An 18,157-nucleotide genomic window follows, 5' to 3' on the forward strand; every position below is an offset into this window, starting at 1 on the left:
CTGCCCGTATGGAGCGTCCGAATTACCACCACGGTGACCTGCGCGCGGCGATCCTGAGCGAAGCCGCGCGCCTGGTGGGCGAACGCGGCGCGGACCAGGTGTCCCTGCGCGAGCTGGCCCGCAGTGCGGGCGTGTCACATGCCGCGCCGGCCCACCACTTCGTCGATCGCCGTGGCCTGTTCACCGCGCTGGCCGCACAGGGCTTTGCGCTCCTGGCCGAAGCGCTGACCAACGCTCGCGGTCACTTCGCCGACGCGGCGCTGGCGTATGTGCGGTTCGCCCTCGAACATCCCGGCCACTACCAGGTGATGTTCAACAAGTCGCTGCTCGACGTCGCGGACACCGAACTGGCCGCCGCCGAAGCCGCTGCCGGCGCCGAATTGTCGCGTGGTGTGGCGGCGCTGCGCGATCCCCGTGCCCAGGCCGATCCCGCGGGCGCGCAGTTGGCGGCATGGTCACTGGTGCACGGGTTTTCGACGCTTTGGCTCAACGACGCGGTCAATGCTGACGTCAAAGAGAGCGATCCAATGGAATCCGTACTGCGGATCGCGACGATGCTGTTCGAGGGCTAAGCCGGATCAGTCGGCCAGCGCCTCGGCGGGCTCCGGGTCTGCCTCTGGCTCCGGCCGCTTCATCGGCAGAAACGCTGCAGGGACGATCGTCAACACCAGCAAGGCGACGGCCACCACGAACACCGCCGTGTAGGCATGCGAAAGACCGCTTGCCACGGTGTTCGCGAAATCCGGGCCAAGGTCTTTCCACGCAGAGGCCGAGGCCTCCACCGGCACGCGTTGCCCACTGGCCTGTTGTTGTGCTCTGGCAAGCCTGTTCGCCGTGACCAGGCTTTCGTTGTGATTGAACAATTGGGTCAGGATCACGCCCAAAAACGCCGCCCCAATCGATCCGCTCACCTGCTGGTTGACGGTCACCAATGTGGTGCCGCGTGCGACCTGATGTGGGGCCAGCGCCTGCAGCACCGCCGCAGACAGCGGCGTCGTCGTGCAGCCGATCCCCAGGCCCATGACCGCAAGTCCGATCAGCAGTACCGGGGTATAGGGGGCCTGCGTCGCTACTCCGTAGGTGAAGATGCCCAGACCCGCCGCCATCACCGGTAGGCCGATCATCACAATCTTGCCGGGTCCGTGTTTGTCCATGAATACCCCGGCGAGCGGCATCGTGATTACTGCACCGAGGCCGACCGGTACCAGAAGCAACCCGGACTGCATTGGCGTTTTGTGCATCGCGAGTTGGAAATAGCTCGGGACCAACAGGCCGATACCGACGAAGGGGGCGCCGAAAACCAGCAGGGCCAGATTGGCCTGAGTTACCACGCGGTTCTGGAAAAGTCGCAGGTCAATGAGCGGGTGCTCGGTGCGAAAGGAGTGGAAGACGAATGCCGCGACCAGCACCATCCCGGTGAGCGTCGGTGCCCACACGCGGTAATCGCTTACCGTGCCGGCCGTCGGGATGTACGACACCCCGCAGAGGAAAAGCGTGACGCCGGGGGGCAGCAGCAACACGCTGATGACGTCGAGGGCTTCTGCCGGGGCCGGGCGGTCTTTGGGAAAGGTGATCGCCGCCAGAACGAGCGAGATCAGCCCGATCGGCAGATTGATCAGGAAGATCCACTGCCAGCCGTAGGCACCCACCAGCCAGCCGCCCAGAACTGGCCCACCGATCGGACCGAGCAGGATCGGAATTCCCCCGATCGCCATCAATCGGCCAACCCGATGCGGGCCTGCCTCGTGGGTCAGGATCACGAAGCTCAGCGGCATCAACATACCGCCGCCCATACCTTGTATCACCCGAAATGCGATGAGCAGCATGATGGTTGGCGCTATCGCACACAGCAGTGACCCCAGCATGAAAAACAGAACCGACCCGATGAAGAGCCGTTTGGTACCGAACCTATCGGCCGCCCACCCGGTTATCGGGATCACGGTGGCAAACGCGAGCATGTAGCCGGCGACCGTCCAGGAGACGACGGCTTGGGTGGTCTTGAACTCGGTGACGAAGGTGCCCTGGGCGACCGCGACGACGGTGCTGTCCAGCACCGCCATCACGGCGGCCATCCCGCACACGAAGACGACGCGTAACAGCTTGGCGTCGACCTTGTCGGGATACACACGATCGCCCGCGGCTGCGCGCCTGGTGGAAATGAGGGGGACCGCGACGTTGGGAGCTGCGGGGCGCCCTCCTTCCACGGCGTCGCTGAGCATGCGCCCGAGCATATCGAGACCGTTCAGCGATTTTGTGGCTTTTTGCCGGTATCCGCGAACCGGTACGCACAGACAAATAGTGTTTGACGACGAGCCGGGCGGTTGCGATGTGCGCTGCACTCTGTATGCGCGTCACGTTCTGGACACCCCGCGAACAAAATCGGCGCGGGTCGAATCAACGCTCTAGTTCATTTCGCCGGCACCGTACACAGATCGCGACAGCGCTGTTCAGCGCGGCTATTCGACGGCTGTTTGACTGGCCGGTTTTTTCGGCAGAAATGACGCCGGAATGATGGTGAATGCGACCAATACCACGGCGACGACGAATACGGATGTATAGGCCTGCGAAAGGTCGTGCAGCAGATTAGCGGAGAAGCCGGGCGCGAGTGACTGAAGTGGTATTTGGGACGGGTCCACCGGCACATTGCTGATTGCAGCCTTCTGCTGCAACGCCGCAAGTGTGTTCGCCGCGACGACGTTCTCACTCCGGTCGAACTTGTCGGTCAGGATCATCGCCATCAACGCGGTTCCCATCGAGCCGCCCACCTGATGGCTGACGCTCATCAGCATCGTACCGCGGGCGATCTGGTGTGGCGCCAATGCCTGCACCGATGCGACCGAGAGCGGCATCATGGTGCAACCCATCCCCAGACCCATGATCGTCAGCGCCACCAGCAGGGTGGGGAAGTACCCGGCGTGCCTGGCCACCCCGAAAGCAAACGCGCCCAGGCCGGCCATGATCAGCGCAATACCGACCAACACAATCTTGCCCGGACCCTGTCGATCCACGAGCGGACCGGTCAGCCGCATGGTCAGCATGGCCCCGAGTCCCTGCGGGATCATGTGCACCCCGGCTTGCATCGGCGTCTGGTGCAGCACCTGCTGGAAATAGCTCGGGAGCAGCAGGCCGGCGCCGAAGAACGCGGCGGCGAACAGCAGCATCGTCACATTGGCCCGGGTGAGCACCGGGTTCTGGAACAGCCGCAGATCTATGAGTGGGTGATCCGCGCGATGCAACGCGTGCACGACGAACGCGACGATCAGCGCCAAGCCGACGGCAGCAGGGATCAAGACGCGACGATCGGCGACGGTTCCGTAGCGCGGCACCGACGACACCGCGAACAGGAACGTCGCCAGTCCGGGCGAGAGCAGCAGCCCGCCGATCACGTCGAACGTTTCTGACCGCGCGGGGTGATCTCTTGGGAACACGATTCCCGCGAGGACGAAGGTGGCCAGCCCGATCGGCAGGTTGATCAGGAAGATCCACTTCCAGCTGGAGGTATCGATCAGCCAACCGCCCAGGATCGGGCCGGCAATCGGGGCGAGCAGCATGGGGATGCTCAAAATCGACATCAGGCGGCCGAGGCGCCCGGGGCCCGCTTCGCGGGTCATGATCATGAATCCCAGCGGCATCAGCATGCCGCCGCTGACGCCCTGCACCACGCGAAATACGATGAGCTGCATGATCGTTGACGCCACCGCGCACAGTAGCGAGCCCAGCACGAACGCCACCACCGAGCCCATGAAGAGCCGTTTGGTGCCGAACCGGTCGGCTGCCCACCCGGTTAGCGGGATCACGGTCGCCAACCCGAGTGTGTAGCCGGTCATCGTCCACGCGACGACAGCCTGGGTGGACGCGAACTCGGCGATGAAGGTGCGTTGCGCGACGGTGACGACGGTGACATCCAAGATCGCCATCACTGTGGCCAGCAGGCAGACGCCGGAAATCCGCAGCAGCGGGGCGTCGAGTTTGTCGGGATAAATACGCTCGTCGGCGCCCAACAGCTGAGCGGGGGCGGGGGGCAGCGGGGCATCGCCCGCCGCGGAACGGGCCTTCTCCATGGCGTTGCTTAGCATATCGAACCGATTTCCCGTTCCGACGCAGGTGCGCGTTTGCTAGCGGCGCGCCGGTACGGCCGTCGCCCGGTGGCGCGTCGCGCCGCGGATACCGCGATTCGGTGAGCGGCCCAACTCCGTTGCGCGACGGCCGCATCGAGCCGCGAGCGGCGTCTGGCGTACGCCTCGATAAGGCCCCGAAATACGCTTGCCGTCTGCGTGTCCTTTACTATCCCGAAACCTGCGCTCGTCAAACTGCGGGTGTGTCTGGAAAATTGATCGTCTCGGTCTCAGGGATAGGCGAGCGCACCCTGGACGACGTCGAGGCGTTCTGCGCACAAATGGATTCTCGCAAGGTGCCTGTTTCGTTGCTGGTGGCCCCGCGCCTATCCGGCGACTACCGGCTTGACCGCGACCCGCGCACCGTCGAGTGGCTGACTGCCCGGCGCGCCGGTGGCGACGCCATCGTGCTGCACGGCTACGACGACGCGGCCACCAAGAAGCGGCGTGGCGAGTTCGCCATGCTGCGGGCACACGAGGCCAACCTGCGGCTGATGGCCGCCGACCGCGTGCTCGAGCACCTCGGGCTACGCACCCGGCTCTTTGCCGCACCGGGCTGGGACGTCTCGCCTGGCGTCGTTAAGGCATTACCGGGCAATGGCTTTCGACTGCTAGCTGATTTGCACGGAATCACCGATCTGGTCAGGCACAGCACCGTCCGGTGTCGCGTACTTGGGATCGGCGAGGGTTTCCTGACCGAGCCATGGTGGTGCCGCATCGTGGTGCTGTCCGCCGAGCGGATCGCCCGTCGGGATGGGATCGTGCGGGTGGCCGTTGCGGCCCGTCAGTTGCGCAAGCCCGGGCCGCTGCAGGCGATGCTGGATGCCGTCGACCTCGCTTCGATGCTCGGGTGCACGCCGACCGTGTACGGCTGGCGACCCGACAAGGCGGTTCTCGACGCGGCCTGATTAAGCCGTGGAGATCAACCGATTGGTTCGGGGCATTACCCTGGTCCGACATGAGCGAATCTTCGGCGGCAGGCTTCGCCGCTGACGCGATTGTTGTCGGGGCGGGGCTATCCGGTCTGGTGGCCGCCTGCGAATTGGTGGACCGCGGCCTGCGCGTCCTCATCCTCGACCAGGAGAACAGCGCCAACCTTGGTGGGCAGGCCTTCTGGTCGTTCGGGGGTCTGTTCTTTGTCGACAGCCCCGAACAGCGTCGGCTAGGCGTTCGGGATAGCCACGAGCTTGCGTTGCAGGACTGGCTGGGCACAGCGGCTTTCGACCGGGAAGAGGACTACTGGCCACGACAGTGGGCGCACGCCTACGTGGACTTCGCGGCCGGAGAGAAGCGCAGCTGGCTGCGTGACCGCGGTCTGAAAATCTTTCCGGTGGTGGGGTGGGCCGAGCGCGGCGGCTACAACGCTCAGGGACACGGCAACTCAGTACCCCGGTTCCACATCACCTGGGGCACCGGGCCCGCCCTGGTCGACATCTTCGCGCGTCAGCTGCGGGATCGTTCGACTGTCCGCTTCGCCCACCGTCACCAAGTCGACGAGTTGATCGTCGAGGGCGATGCGGTGACCGGCGTTCGGGGCACCGTGCTAGAGCCTTCGACCGAACCGCGTGGCGTCCCTTCATCTCGAAAAGCGTTAGGGAAATTCGAATTTCGTGCGTCGGCGGTGATCGTGACCAGCGGTGGCATCGGCGCCAACCACGAACTGGTGCGCAAGAACTGGCCAAAGCGAATGGGCCGCGTGCCCGAGCAACTGCTGAGCGGGGTGCCCGCCCACGTGGACGGCAGGATGATCGGTATCTCCGAGCAGGCCGGGGCCCGCGTGATCAACCCCGACCGGATGTGGCATTACACCGAGGGCATCACCAACTACGACCCGATCTGGCCACGGCACGGCATCCGGATCATCCCCGGCCCGTCGTCGCTATGGCTGGACGGGGCCGGCGCCCGGTTGCCCGTTCCGCTGTATCCCGGCTTCGACACGCTGGGCACGTTGGAGTACATCACCAAATCCGGGTACGACTACACCTGGTTTATCTTGAACGCCAAGATCATTGAGAAGGAATTCGCGCTCTCCGGGCAGGAGCAGAACCCCGATCTGACCGGCCAGAGCATCCGCGAGCTGGTACGCAACCGGGCCAGTTCCGGTCCGCCCGGACCGGTCCAGGCCTTCATCGATCGTGGCGTGGACTTCGTCAGCGCAGATTCTTTGCGCGAGTTGGTAACCGGCATGAACAAGCTGCCCGATGTGGTCCCACTCGACTATGCAACGGTGGAAGCCGAGGTGACCGCCCGCGATCGCGAAGTGGCCAACAAGTTCAGCAAAGACGGTCAAATCACCGCGATCCGCGCTGCCCGCAGATATCTGGGTGACCGGCTGGGCCGGGTGGTGGCACCGCACCGGCTGACCGATCCGAAAGCCGGGCCGATGATCGCGGTCAAACTGCACATCCTGACACGAAAGACGTTGGGTGGCATCGAGACCGACTTGGATGCGCGGGTCCTCAAGGCCGACGGCACCCCGCTGACCGGACTGTATGCGGCCGGCGAGGTGGCCGGGTTCGGCGGTGGCGGCGTGCACGGATACCGTGCCTTGGAGGGCACGTTCCTGGGTGGCTGCATATTCAGCGGCCGGGCCGCCGGCCGCGGCGCCGCCAACGACATCACCTAGGCCTAGAAGGTGACCCCACTTTCCTCGGGCAGCACCTGGAAGTCGGTGTCGGTCATCTCGGTGAACCGGCTGTAGTAAAGGCCCCGCGCTTCGGGTGCGACCACGCCCTGGTGGATGGGTACCGCGCGTTCCGGGGCCACCGCGCGCAGGTATTCGATGGCCTCGGCGATCTTCATCCATGGGGCCGCGGCCGGGGCGGCCAATACGTCCACCGGCTCGTCAGGAACGAACAGCGCATCACCCGGATGCATCAACCGGGCGCGATGGTCACCGTCGCCCACCAGATACGAAATGTTATCTATCACAGGGATTTCCGGGTGAATCACCGCGTGCCGGCCGCCGACGGCCCGAACGGTCAGCCCCCCGATCTGCAGCTCGTCACCGACGTGCACCGCCTGGCACGGGGCCCCCAGCTGGGCAGTGGTTTGCGGATCCGCGTAGAGCGCGGCGTCCGGATTTCCCTCGAGCAGCGACGGCAGCCGCGAGACGTCGATGTGGTCGGGGTGCTGGTGGGTGATGATAATGGCGGAGAGGCCGGTGATTCCCTCGAATCCATGCGCGAAGGTACCGGGATCAAAAAGCACGTTAGTGTGGTCGAACTCGGCAAGTAGGCAGGAATGCCCGAAATGCGTCAGTTGCATGTTGACGATTGTGCCCTGACAGGGGTGGTCGTGTGCGGGTAATTTTCGCGACGATACTGGTCGCCGGCGGCCTCGTGGCGGCCCTTGTCTTCGTGGTCCCCGCAGCGGCTGAGCCCGAGACCTGCCCGCCCGTGTGCGACCAGATCCCGGCCACCGCGTGGATGCCGCAGCGCGCCGTGCCGCTGAACTCGACATACAACTGGCCCGCGCTGGCGGGTCTGGCGGTACAGCTGACGGGGGCCGCGGCGGGGCCGCGATTCCGGTTCGAGGAACTGTGTGCCACGCGGCCGCTGGCGCAGGACCCTCGCGCTTCGGCGGTCACGGCTCGCGTGACGGTGGTCCACCCCGACGGCCAGTGGCAGCTGCAGGCCCAGATCCTGCACTGGCGCGGTGACACGGCCCGCGGCGGCTCGATCGCGGCCTCGGTGTTCGGCAATGCCGTCGCGGTGCTGCGTGGCTGCCAGCTGGGGGCGCCGTCCCAGTCGCCGTCGGTCACCACCGACGAACCGACCCGGATGGCCGCGGTGATCAGCGGACCGGTGATCATGCACACCTACCTGGTCGCACACGTCGCGAGCAGCACGATCAGCGAACTGACGCTGTGGTCGTCGGGGCCACCGCAGGTGCCCTGGCCCTCGATGCCAGACAACCAAGAGCTGGACTCGATGACGGCGCCGCTGTGCGAGGCCTATATCGCCTCGTGCCCGTGAGCCACGCGCGGCACCTGCGCCGGTAGAGTTGGCGCCGACAGAGATTCGACAGGAGGAACGCCGGTGGCGCGGGTGATCGTTCATGTGATGCCCAAAGCGGAGATTCTCGACCCGCAAGGGCAGGCGATTGTCGGCGCGCTGGGCCGACTCGGGCATCCCGGAATCTCAAATGTCCGTCAGGGCAAGAGGTTTGAGCTCGAAGTCGACGACACCGTCGACGATTCTGTGCTCGCCGAGATCGCCGAGTCGCTGCTGGCCAATACCGTGATCGAGGACTGGACGATCAGCCGGGAAGTGCTGTGACAGCGCGTATCGGCGTGATCACTTTTCCCGGAACGCTCGACGACGTGGACGCCGCCCGCGCGGTGCGTCGCGTCGGCGCGGAGGCGGTCAGCCTGTGGCACGCTGACGCCGACCTCAAGGGGGTCGACGCGGTAGTGGTGCCGGGTGGGTTTTCCTACGGCGACTATCTGCGGGCCGGTGCGATCGCCCGATTCGCCCCCGTGATGTCCGAAGTGGTGTACGCGGCGGGCCGCGGTATGCCGGTTTTGGGAATTTGCAACGGTTTTCAGGTGCTGTGTGAGACCAGGCTGCTGCCCGGGGTGCTGGCCCGTAACGCGGGTCTGCACTTCGTCTGCCGCGATGTGTGGCTTCGGGTGGCCTCGAACTCTACTGCGTGGACATCGCGCTTCGAGCCCGACGCCGACCTGCTGGTCCCGCTGAAATCGGGCGAGGGCCGCTACGTGGCGCCCGAGAGCATGCTCGACGAACTCGAGGGCGAGGGGCGGGTGGTGTTTCGGTACCACGACAACGTCAACGGCTCGATGCGTGGCATCGCCGGCATCAGCTCAGCCAATGGCCGCGTCGTCGGTCTGATGCCGCACCCCGAGCATGCCATCGAGGCGTTGACGGGACCCTCCGACGACGGGCTGGGCCTGTTCTACTCAGCGCTGGACGCCGTTCTCGCCGCCTGACTTCGGCTGCACGGAAACACCTGCAACACTGCGTAATTCAGCGAAGGCCTTGGTCATTGCGTCGGTCGCTTCGTGGGGGTCCTTGAACGTCTGGTCGTCTGTGAGCACCGCGACCCCAAGCTGATCGACGTAGCTCCACACGGTGATGTTGACCGGTGCGCCCGGCGAGAGCACCCCGGTCGAGTAGATCTCGGTCACCGCGGCGCCGCCGAAATGCCCGCGTTCGCGCGGTCCGACCACGCTGGACACCGCCACGTTCATCAGCTTGTTCGGCATGTCGTGACGGCCGAGCCAGCGAAACGCCGCCGGGGCGAACGCGGTCGGCAGATAGGCCATCAACCGCCCATAGAGTTCCGGACCCATGATCTCGTGGTCCTCCTTGGCGATCTGGGTCGCCAACGAGACCAGCCGCGCCCGCTCGCCGGGGTCGGCGACGTGGACCGGCAGCGAGATCATCAGTCCGCTGATCTCGTTGCCGGTGACGCGGTCCGACTTGTCGGTGGCCGTGGGCACCGACGCAATGATCGGCCGCTCAGCGTGCCCGTCATAGCTCAACAACAGCGTGCGCAATCCGCCGGTGGCTGTCGCCAGCACCACGTCGTTGACCGTGATGCCCAAGGCCTTGGCGGTCGCTTTGACGTCGGCCAATGGCAACGTCGTGGTGGCGAACCGCCGCTGCGGGGACACCACATGGTTGAGGAAGGTCGGTGGTGCATCGAAGGCGTCGGCCAGATCCGGGTGGTTGCCGCGCTTCTTGGAACGGCGCCGCACCCGGCTCATTCCCACCGCGGCGTCCTTGAGCAGCCGGGGCAGCTCGGCGATTTGCCGGGCATGGTCTCGCGCGGCCCCGCGCAGCAACTCGCCCCTCGTCGCGGTGACGTCGGCCGCGTCGTTGTCGCGCTCGTCGGTCACCGAGCCCTCGAGATCCATCGCGCGCGCAAGCAGGTTGACCGAGGCGACGCCGTCGGCCAACGCGTGGTGCACCTTGCCGATCAAGGCGAATCGACCGTCGGCAAGCCCCTCGGCGAAATGAAACTCCCACAGCGGTCGGCTACGGTCCAACGGCGTCGATGCCACCCGCCCGATGACCTCGTCCAGTTCACACCGGCCCCCCGGCCCGGGCACCTGCACTCGCCGCAGGTGATAGTCCAGGTCGACGTCACAGTTCTCCTGCCACATCGGGTGATGGAGCAGCCCCGGGATATCGACAAGCTTGTAGCGCAACGGTTCCAGCAAATGCAGCCGACGTTGCACGTGCCGCCGGAAAGCCTCGAAGCCGAACTCGTCGTCAAGGCCGGACGGGTCGAGGATCGCCACCTTCAGCGTGTGGGTGTGCAGGTTCGGCGTCTCGCTGTACAACAGCATGGCGTCCATACCGTTGAGTCTTTTCACACGCCACCTCGCCCCGTCGACGCGCCCTGAAAGCAACTATGCCGTAGTGATTCCGCGTTTGCTACGGCCCAGCGCTCGCAATTCTTGCCGGGTGACGGTGTCGGGGCCGCGCCTTCCCGTTGCCATAGGAGGTATTGCCTCTTTCGTATTAGAGAACACGTCGTGGTCTCCGATCCCGTCGCGGGCGCACCATCGGGCAAGGGAGTTGTCAGCAATGTTGTGGGGGAGTCAGTGATGTCAGGATCCACCAGCCTCGAGGGCCGAGTCGCGCTCATCACCGGAGCGGCGCGCGGTCAGGGCCGTGCTCACGCGATCCGGCTTGCCAACGAGGGTGCTGACATTGTCGCCGTCGACATATGCGCCCCTGTCTCCGCAACCGTCCGGTACCCGGCCGCTACCTCCGACGAGTTGGTCGAAACGGCGCGGGCGGTGGAGAATTCGGGTCGCAAGGCGCTGGCCCGCGAGGTCGATATCCGCAATCTGGCGGATTTGCAGCAGCTGGTTGACGATGTCGTCGATCAGTTCGGCCGGCTCGATGTCGTTGTCGCCAATGCGGGGGTATTGAGCTACGGGCGGTTGTGGGAGATGTCCGAAGAGCACTGGGACACGGTCATCGACGTCAATCTCAGTGGCACGTGGCGCACCTTGCGCGCCGCGGTGCCAGCGATGATCAAGCTGGGCAACGGCGGTTCGATCATTATCGTCAGCTCGACTACCGGTCTGAAAGCCACACCTGGCAACGGGCACTATTCAGCGTCCAAGCATGGCCTGGTCGGGCTCACGAACGCGTTGGCGGTCGAATTGGGTGAGTACGGCATTCGCGTCAATTCCATCCATCCGTACGCCGTGAGCACGCCAATGGCGACCTCTGAAGAGATGCTGACGTTTCTCTCCGAACATCCCTCGTACTTGCACAGCCTCTCCCCGATGCCGTTTCGTGCGATTGGCGCTCCCGAAGAGTTCATGGCGCCCGAGGACGTGGCGGACGTGGTCGCCTGGCTTGCCGGCGACGGGTCGGTGACCATGTCGGGCAGCCAGGTCCCGGTGGATCGCGGCTACCTCAAGTACTAGACGCTGCCGGCGACCCCCCGCGCCATCGGTCAGCCCAGAATGGGAAACCGTCGCTGGCCGGCCAGCCGCTTGAGTGCGGCCTCCATCACCGAACGCACGTGGGCGTCCACCTCATCGATGTCGGGGTCTTTGCCGAACTGAGCAGTGATGTCGATCGGGTCGAGCACCTCGGTGACAATCTTGGATGGCAGCGGCAGGTTCGGTGGGAAGATGACGCTCAGCCCGAACGGGACGCCGAAGCTGACCGGCAGGATGTCCATCCGGGCTTTGGTGAGTCCGAGCTTGCGGGCCAGCCAGTTGCCGCGGGTCAGGAACAGCTGGGTCTCTTGGCCGCCGATCGACACGGTAGGCACGATCGGCACTCCGGCTTCGATGGCGGTCCGCACATAGCCGGTGCGCCCGTTGAAGTCGATGTTGTTCGCGCTCAACGTGGGCCGGTAGGAGTCGAAGTCACCACCCGGGAAAACCAGCACCACCGCGCCCGAATGCAGTGCGGTAGCTGCATTTTCGCGACTGGCTTCGATGACTCCCACCCGACGCAACCAGCCGTCCAGCGGTCCCATGAACACCCCGTAGTGGGCCAGGGTGTAGACCGGCCGGTCGTAACCGAATTTCTCGTAGAAGGCCGACGAAAAGATCAGCACGTCGGGTGTGAAGATGCCGCCGGAGTGGTTGGAGACCACCAACGCCCCACCGGCAGCCGGGACGTTGTCCAGGTTTCGCACTTCGGCCCGAAACCAGCGGTTGACCACCGGACCGACGGTGTTCTTGACCTGTTCGGTAAACGCGGGATCCCATTTAGCGGTTTCCCGGTTATCGGCCTCGGCGTTGCCCATCGCGATTCCCCCGCGGTTGTGTGCCTGTCGGTAGTTGCCAGCGCCAGGCCGTCCCCCGGGGCTCAACGCATGTGACATAGGGTACTCTCTGTTTGAGAGAATGTCATATCCGTTTGCTGTGGGAAGCCGCGCATCGGGGGGGAAATGACCGAACATGTTCTGGTTACTGGTGGTTTCGGGTTGGTCGGCTCGCAGACCGTGCGCCAGCTGGTTGCTGACGGGCACCGTGTGGTCGCTGCCGACCTCGGTGCGTCTGCCCAGCGCAAGGCCGCCGAATCGTTGCCCGTCGGAGCCGAGGCGCGCTGGGCAGACCTGACGGACTCGGCGCAGGTCGACCGCCTCGTAGCCGAGACGGCCCCGACGGTGATCATCCACCTGGCCGCCGTGATCCCACCGGGGATATATCGCCACCCGACACTGGCCAGACGGGTCAACGTCGATGCGACCGCGGCACTGTTGCGCGCCGCGAAGGCCAGCCTGCGCCCGGTGCGTTTCATCCAGGCCTCGAGCAACGCCGTCCACGGCTCCCGCAACCCGCGCCGGCACCCGGAGTGGGTGCGTGCGGACACTCCGGTCCGTCCGTCGGACCTCTACGGCGCCCACAAGGTCGAGGCCGAGCAGCTTGTCCGCGCCTCGGGTCTTCAGTGGGTGATCCTGCGCCTCGGCGGTGTCATCAGCGTCGATCTGGGCGCCATGCCCCTGAGCATGGACGCGCCCTTCTTGGAGAGCGCGCTGCCGACCGACGGTCGCATTCACACCGTCGATGTCCGCGACGTCGCAGTCGCGTTCTCGGCCGCCACCACCGCAGCCGTGGTCGGTGAGATCCTGCTGATCGCGGGCGACGATTCGCATCTGCTTCGGCAAGTAGATGTCGGCAAGGCGCTCGCGGCTACCCGGGGTCTGGTGAACGTTCTGCCGGAGGGCCGCCCGGGTGACCCCGACAGCGACGACGACTGGTACGTGACGGACTGGATGGACACCGCCCGTGCGCAACAGGTCTTGTGCTTTCAGTGCCATCCCTGGCCGGAGATGCTGGTGGAGATGCGCGTGGCTGCCGGATGGCAACGCTATCTCATGCGGCTGCTCTCTCCGATCGCGCGCCAGCTCCTCAAACGCCGTGGCGCCTACCGGAATTCGCCCGGAAGCTATGCGGACCCCTGGGGCGCGATCCGCGCCGAATTCGGTGACCCCCGGCCCGACACCAACTGACGCGCTGCGACCACCTCAGGCGCAGCGCGTCAGCGGCTCAGCCGGCGTCCAGCAGCAACGGTGCCGGCGGTGGGCACTCGGCAACCGAACCCAGCCCGGCGAAGAACTCGATCGCGGCGGCGATGGTGTGGTCGATGGACGTGGCGAACTCGTCGAAGGTGATGGGCTCCCGGATCTTCCAGGAGTTGCGCGCAACGACACCGACCCGATGTGGGTCAGAGGATCCGCGGACGGTCACAATGACGTCGCGGTGGCGTCGATTCCAGGTATCGGCGAGGTCCGCCAGCTCAGTGCTGTCGGCAGCGGGGAAGAAGCAGCCGGGAGTGACTTGAATCGTGAATTCGTCGCCGTGCCAACGGGAGATCCCGAGGTGGACATGCAGCCGCCGCGGACGGGTGTTGGCGACGTAGAAGAATTCACCGTCGTGCTGGCCGCGGAAATACCTGCTGCCGCGGGTGCACAAGTAACGTTCGATCAGGTTTGCGGACAACGCTTCAGTCGTCATAAATCTATAGTGAGGCCTGCGCCTTTGCGGATCCTTTGCGCCGGGCAATGCGCTGGCAAAGAATTTGTTGAGAATTCACTGAGTTTATAACGATCCAGTCACCGGCTTGCCACAAACCAGCGTCGCGCAAAGACGGTGCCCAGCACCGGAATCCGGTTAAGTCGTTCCGGGTCGCCCAGTCGGGGTGCGGCGATTATCGGTGCATTACTCCGGGCTTCGCGAAGGGGGCGATGGTCGGTGTGGTGAGCGGCACGTCGCCGAGGGCATCGTCGACGGCTTTGAGAACGTCGTCCGGCAGTTTGACACCCGCGGCAGCTGCGTTGGCGTGGACCTGCTCGGGGCGCGACGCCCCGGTGATCGCCGAGGCGAGCTCGCTGCGGCGGAGCACCCATGCCAGGGCCAGGGTTGGCATGCTGAGGCCGGCGCCTTCGGCGATCGGTATGAGTCGCTGGGCCGCCTCGATTGCGGCTGCCTCGTCGAAGAGGACGCCCATGCTTTCGCCCATCTCGTCGTGGGCGCGCCGACTATCGGCGGGAGGCGGCTGGCCCGGCAGGTATTTGCCGGTGAGCAGACCCTGGGCCAGCGGCGACCACACGATCTGGGAAATGTTGTTGGCCGCGCACAGCTCAAACAGCTCAGCCTCAGGGGCTTGCCACAGCATCGAGTATTGCGGCTGGGAAGACACGAAAAGGTCGGACCCGACGATGTCGATCGCCGCGTGGATCTGCTCGGTGGTCCACTCGCTGAAGCCGAGGTAGCGGGCCTTGCCCTGCTGCACGACCTTTTGGAACGCCTCGAGGGTCTCCTCGATCGGCACGGTCGGGTCAAAGCGGTGGGCCTGGTAGAGGTCGACGTAGTCGGTCTGCAGCCGGGTCAGTGAGGCGTCGATCTGCTTGGCGATCTGCTCGCCCGACAGGCCTTTGTCAGTGTCCGACATTTCGAAGAACACCTTGGTTGCCAGGATGTAGGAGTCGCGGGGGTGCTTGGCGAGGATCGCGCCCCAGGCGGTTTCGGCTGCGCCTTGGCCGTAGGCATTGGCGGTGTCGAAGAAATTGATGCCTGCGTCGAACGCGGCTTCGGTGCAGGCGCGGGTCTGCTCCTCGGCCACACCGCCGGAATAGGTCAGCCAGGAGCCGAGGGAGATCTCCGAGACCTCGAGATCGGAGCTGCCAAGTTTGCGGAACCGCATGGTTTGTCCCTATCTGTTGTCTTGTCGGTTAAAGAATCAAAGAGCAAAAGGCTGACTGGCCGATGGTCGGAGTCGGCCGCGAATTCGGCGAACGCGGACACCTTCGGCAATTTCCCTCTCCCTTTACGGCAAGGCCGTCAAATACACTTGTCCATAGACGATTTCGTTACTCGATCCATCGGACATACCGAGGATACCCGTCGCAGCCAATCCGTTGCGGGCGGCGTCTGGGAGTTTATTTGTCCCAGCGAGATCTCACGCAGGGTCTCTGCCCGGCAGGCCATAACGGCATACTTCAGGGCAGCAGCTTGTCCAGCGCGATTGCGCCTTCCAGACGGGCCAGGTCGACGTCGGTGAAAGCCTTGGAATCGCAGTTGGCCGAGCCGCCCAACAGGAATACTCGACCAAGCATTCGGGTTGGTCGATATCGAATAATCTTCGCTCACCAACCGCTCGACGAGCGTGCGACGGACGAGGACGCAGCCACGCTCGCAACACAACTTGCGTTACCGCTAGAGGCACAACACGAGGAGGGCTGAAAATGGGGATCGCGGTGCAACGGTTCGACCATATCGTGATCAATTGCAACGATGTTGAGGCCACGGCGGCGTGGTATGAGCGGGTCCTGGGCATGAAGCGTGAGACGTTCGGCCCGTCCAGCAGAACTGCGCTGTGCTTCGGAAATCAGAAGATCAACCTGCGGCCTGTCGGCGCGCTCGCCGACGATTCCGACTGGGTCACCGGGACCGTCGAAGCGGCCGGCTCGGAAGACTTGTGCTTCATTACCGATTCCACTCCTGACGAGGTCCGTGCCCACCTCCTCGCGTGTGGTGTCGAGATCACCGCGGGACCGGTGGCCAAGACCGGCGCGCTGGGGCCGATGACCTCGCACTACTGCCGGGACATCGATGGCAACCTGGTCGAAATCGCGGTTTACTGACCACTTTCGAGTGGATACAACGCGGGCAGATTGATCACGACAGCCTCCTGGGTGCTGCGCGCGATCACGACTTCGGCTTGTGTGTCCGGGTCGGGGTTCTCTTCCCGATGCGGCAGATAGGGCGGGATGAAGACGTAGTCGCCGGGTCCGGTCGAGATGCGCACCTCGTCGACGCCGTCGTGAAAGACGAACTCCGGGCGGCCGCTTCGCACATAGATTGCGGTCTCCGATTCGCCGTGATGGTGGTTGGACGACACGGTGTCGGGTAGTGCGTGGGTCTCGCCCATCCACAGCTTCTCGGCGCCGACCGACTTGCCGCTGAGCGCCGCAAAGCGCCGCAATCCTTCCGACTGCGCGGTGTCGGAGCTGATGTCCGACGCCTTGATGTGGTGCACGCGGTTGTTCGTCCCGTGCTGATGGGTGTCATCGAAATCGGGGTGAAATCCGTCCGCGGTAGCCATGTGTGCTCCTTTCGCGACTATTCGTCGCCCGAATCCCGGTAGGCCTCAAGAAGTCTCAGCCACAGCTCGCTGATCGTCGGGAAGCACGGCACCGCATGCCACAACCGAGCGATAGGAACCTGGCCGGCGACGGCAATGGTGGCCGAGTGCAACATCTCGGTGACACCCGGTCCTACTAAAGTCACACCGAGCAAGCAGCGCTGATCCTCATCGACCACCATACGCGCCCGGCCGTTGTAGCCCTCCGCGTAGAGCTGAGCCCCTTTGACGACATCACCGATTTCGATGTCGACAGTGCGTACGCGGTGGCCAGCCTGCTCGGCCTGCTCAGCGGTCAGTCCGACGGCGGCTGCCTCGGGGTCGGTGAAGAATGCCTGCGGCACCGCATGGTGATCGGCCGTCGTGACATGCGCGCCCCAGGGTTCGGTGTCCAGTGGCGTTCCGGCGGCACGAGCCCCGATCGCCGCGCCGGCAATGCGTCCTTGGTACTTGCCCTGATGGGTCAACAACGCCCGATGATTGACGTCGCCCGCCGCATAGAGCCAACCTTCCTCGACTGCTTTCACCCGGCAGGTGTCGTCGATGTCGAGCCAGCTTCCCGGGGTCAGCCCCACTGTGTCCAAACCGATGTCGTCAGTGAGCGGCGCCCGGCCCGTTGCGAAAAGAACTTCGTCCACCTGAATTTCAGTGTCGTCGTCCAATTCAAGGGTCACCGGACCGTCCGGGTCAGGCCGACGAAGCGCCCGTATCGATACGCCCACTCGCACATCCACGCCGGCGGCGATCAGTCCGCGGCCGATGAGCTCGCCCACGAATGGTTCCATCTTCGGCAGCAGTCCCGATCCGCGAGCCAGCAGTGTCACCGAGGAACCTAATCCTTGCCAGGCTGTTGCCATTTCGACTCCGACGCCGCCGGCACCGACGACGGCGAGGCGCCCGGGGACATAGCTGCTGTCGGTTGCTTGACGGTTAGTCCATGGCCGGGCGTCGCCGATGCCGGGCACGTCGGGCAGTGCCGCCCGGCTCCCGGTGCACACGACGACCGCATGCCGGGCACTGAGCGTGACCTTATTGCCGTCCGATGCAGAGATGGTGACCCGTCGGGCGCCGTCCAGCCGGCCGTGCCCGCGCACCAGTGTCGCGCCGATGCCGGCCACCCACTCGGCTTGACCGGTGTCGTCCCAGTTGGTCACGTAGCGGTCGCGGCGCCCGAATACACCGGCGGGGTTGATCGACCCGGTGATCGCCTCGCGCGCGCCGTCGACGCGCCGGGCATCGGCCAAGGCGAGGACCGGGCGCAGCAATGCCTTGCTGGGCACGCAGGCCCAATACGAACATTCGCCCCCGACCAGCTCACGCTCTACGACCGCGACGCGCAGGCCCGAGGCCCGGGCCCGCTCCGCGGCATTCTGCCCAATCGGCCCCGCGCCGAGTACCACCACGTCGAATTCGTTGCTGGATGCCATGATCCAAAATTGTCCTGTCTGT

17 protein-coding genes and 1 pseudogene are annotated in these 18,157 nt (G+C 65.1%); 9 read left to right on the forward strand and 9 right to left on the reverse strand.

The features are described 5' to 3' along the window. Positions 1–8 precede the first annotated feature (8 nt). Entirely contained in the window at positions 9–572 is a 564-nt protein-coding gene (locus ACTXG5_RS09495; RefSeq protein WP_445163422.1) for a TetR/AcrR family transcriptional regulator, read from the forward strand. Positions 573–578: 6 nt separating this feature from the next. Here the strand turns inward: ACTXG5_RS09495 and ACTXG5_RS09500 are convergent, their stop codons facing one another. Together ACTXG5_RS09500 and ACTXG5_RS09505 are read right to left on the reverse strand one after the other, a co-directional pair. Beyond that, positions 579–2,219, reverse strand: coding sequence for a DHA2 family efflux MFS transporter permease subunit (locus ACTXG5_RS09500; protein ID WP_445163423.1), 1,641 nt, complete (start codon positions 2,217–2,219; stop codon positions 579–581). 237 nt (positions 2,220–2,456) lie between these two features. Then, positions 2,457–4,076, reverse strand: coding sequence for a DHA2 family efflux MFS transporter permease subunit (locus ACTXG5_RS09505; RefSeq protein WP_445163424.1), 1,620 nt, complete (start codon positions 4,074–4,076; stop codon positions 2,457–2,459). Between the two features lie 242 nt (positions 4,077–4,318). Between ACTXG5_RS09505 and ACTXG5_RS09510 the strand changes: the two genes are divergently transcribed. After that, positions 4,319–5,023, forward strand: coding sequence for a DUF2334 domain-containing protein (locus ACTXG5_RS09510; protein ID WP_445163425.1), 705 nt, complete (start codon positions 4,319–4,321; stop codon positions 5,021–5,023). A 50-nt stretch (positions 5,024–5,073) separates the two neighbouring features. Continuing rightward, positions 5,074–6,741: an FAD-binding dehydrogenase gene (locus ACTXG5_RS09515; RefSeq protein ID WP_445163426.1), complete on the forward strand. Its 1,668-nt coding sequence runs from the start codon at positions 5,074–5,076 to the stop codon at positions 6,739–6,741. A 2-nt stretch (positions 6,742–6,743) separates the two neighbouring features. On the opposite strand, the gene ACTXG5_RS09520 is transcribed toward ACTXG5_RS09515, so the two are convergent. Beyond that, complete coding sequence (locus tag ACTXG5_RS09520; protein ID WP_445163427.1) at positions 6,744–7,382, reverse strand: MBL fold metallo-hydrolase; 639 nt, start codon at positions 7,380–7,382, stop codon at positions 6,744–6,746. Here ACTXG5_RS09520 and ACTXG5_RS09525 point away from each other — a divergent pair. The 3 genes and pseudogenes from ACTXG5_RS09525 (at position 7,359) to purQ (ending at position 9,066) form a co-directional block, all read left to right on the forward strand. After that, positions 7,359–8,092, forward strand: a pseudogene (locus ACTXG5_RS09525) (ATPase). The gene ACTXG5_RS09520 and the pseudogene ACTXG5_RS09525 sit on opposite strands and share 24 nt — an antisense overlap. Before the next feature lie 63 nt (positions 8,093–8,155). Then, the gene (gene purS, locus ACTXG5_RS09530; protein WP_313865871.1) at positions 8,156–8,395 is read left to right on the forward strand and encodes a phosphoribosylformylglycinamidine synthase subunit PurS; all 240 of its coding nucleotides are present in this window, start codon (positions 8,156–8,158) and stop codon (positions 8,393–8,395) included. Next, positions 8,392–9,066: a phosphoribosylformylglycinamidine synthase subunit PurQ gene (gene purQ / locus ACTXG5_RS09535; protein WP_445163428.1), complete on the forward strand. Its 675-nt coding sequence runs from the start codon at positions 8,392–8,394 to the stop codon at positions 9,064–9,066. The genes purS and purQ overlap by 4 nt, the downstream gene beginning before the upstream one ends. Here purQ and ACTXG5_RS09540 read toward each other — a convergent pair. Next, complete coding sequence (locus ACTXG5_RS09540; RefSeq protein WP_445163429.1) at positions 9,037–10,458, reverse strand: WS/DGAT/MGAT family O-acyltransferase; 1,422 nt, start codon at positions 10,456–10,458, stop codon at positions 9,037–9,039. The genes purQ and ACTXG5_RS09540 overlap by 30 nt on opposite strands. Positions 10,459–10,692: 234 nt before the next feature. Here ACTXG5_RS09540 and ACTXG5_RS09545 point away from each other — a divergent pair, with 234 nt between their 5' ends. After that, the gene (locus ACTXG5_RS09545; RefSeq protein WP_445163430.1) at positions 10,693–11,529 is read left to right on the forward strand and encodes a mycofactocin-coupled SDR family oxidoreductase; all 837 of its coding nucleotides are present in this window, start codon (positions 10,693–10,695) and stop codon (positions 11,527–11,529) included. 29 nt (positions 11,530–11,558) lie between these two features. On the opposite strand, the gene ACTXG5_RS09550 is transcribed toward ACTXG5_RS09545, so the two are convergent. Next, entirely contained in the window at positions 11,559–12,365 is an 807-nt protein-coding gene (locus ACTXG5_RS09550; RefSeq protein WP_445163431.1) for a lysophospholipid acyltransferase family protein, read from the reverse strand. Between the two features lie 144 nt (positions 12,366–12,509). On the opposite strand from ACTXG5_RS09550, the gene ACTXG5_RS09555 reads away from it, so the two are divergent. Beyond that, a complete protein-coding gene (locus ACTXG5_RS09555) occupies positions 12,510–13,574 on the forward strand; it encodes an NAD-dependent epimerase/dehydratase family protein (protein ID WP_445163432.1) in 1,065 nt (354 codons plus the stop codon). Between the two features lie 37 nt (positions 13,575–13,611). Here ACTXG5_RS09555 and ACTXG5_RS09560 read toward each other — a convergent pair whose 3' ends face one another. Together ACTXG5_RS09560 and ACTXG5_RS09565 are read right to left on the reverse strand one after the other, a co-directional pair. Continuing rightward, positions 13,612–14,079: a hypothetical protein gene (locus tag ACTXG5_RS09560; RefSeq protein ID WP_445163433.1), complete on the reverse strand. Its 468-nt coding sequence runs from the start codon at positions 14,077–14,079 to the stop codon at positions 13,612–13,614. Positions 14,080–14,272: 193 nt separating this feature from the next. Beyond that, complete coding sequence (locus ACTXG5_RS09565; protein WP_445163434.1) at positions 14,273–15,268, reverse strand: aldo/keto reductase family protein; 996 nt, start codon at positions 15,266–15,268, stop codon at positions 14,273–14,275. Positions 15,269–15,809: 541 nt separating this feature from the next. Between ACTXG5_RS09565 and ACTXG5_RS09570 the strand changes: the two genes are divergently transcribed. After that, the gene (locus tag ACTXG5_RS09570) at positions 15,810–16,208 is read left to right on the forward strand and encodes a VOC family protein (RefSeq protein WP_445163435.1); all 399 of its coding nucleotides are present in this window, start codon (positions 15,810–15,812) and stop codon (positions 16,206–16,208) included. Here ACTXG5_RS09570 and ACTXG5_RS09575 read toward each other — a convergent pair. Both ACTXG5_RS09575 and ACTXG5_RS09580 read right to left on the reverse strand, forming a co-directional pair. Beyond that, positions 16,202–16,669, reverse strand: a complete 468-nt coding sequence (locus ACTXG5_RS09575) for a cupin domain-containing protein (protein WP_445163436.1) — start codon at positions 16,667–16,669, stop codon at positions 16,202–16,204. The genes ACTXG5_RS09570 and ACTXG5_RS09575 overlap by 7 nt on opposite strands. A gap of 17 nt (positions 16,670–16,686) precedes the next feature. Continuing rightward, the gene (locus tag ACTXG5_RS09580; RefSeq protein ID WP_445163437.1) at positions 16,687–18,135 is read right to left on the reverse strand and encodes a dihydrolipoyl dehydrogenase family protein; all 1,449 of its coding nucleotides are present in this window, start codon (positions 18,133–18,135) and stop codon (positions 16,687–16,689) included. Between the last annotated feature and the right edge of the window lie 22 nt (positions 18,136–18,157).

Source organism: Mycobacterium sp. Dal123C01 (genome assembly GCF_052566995.1).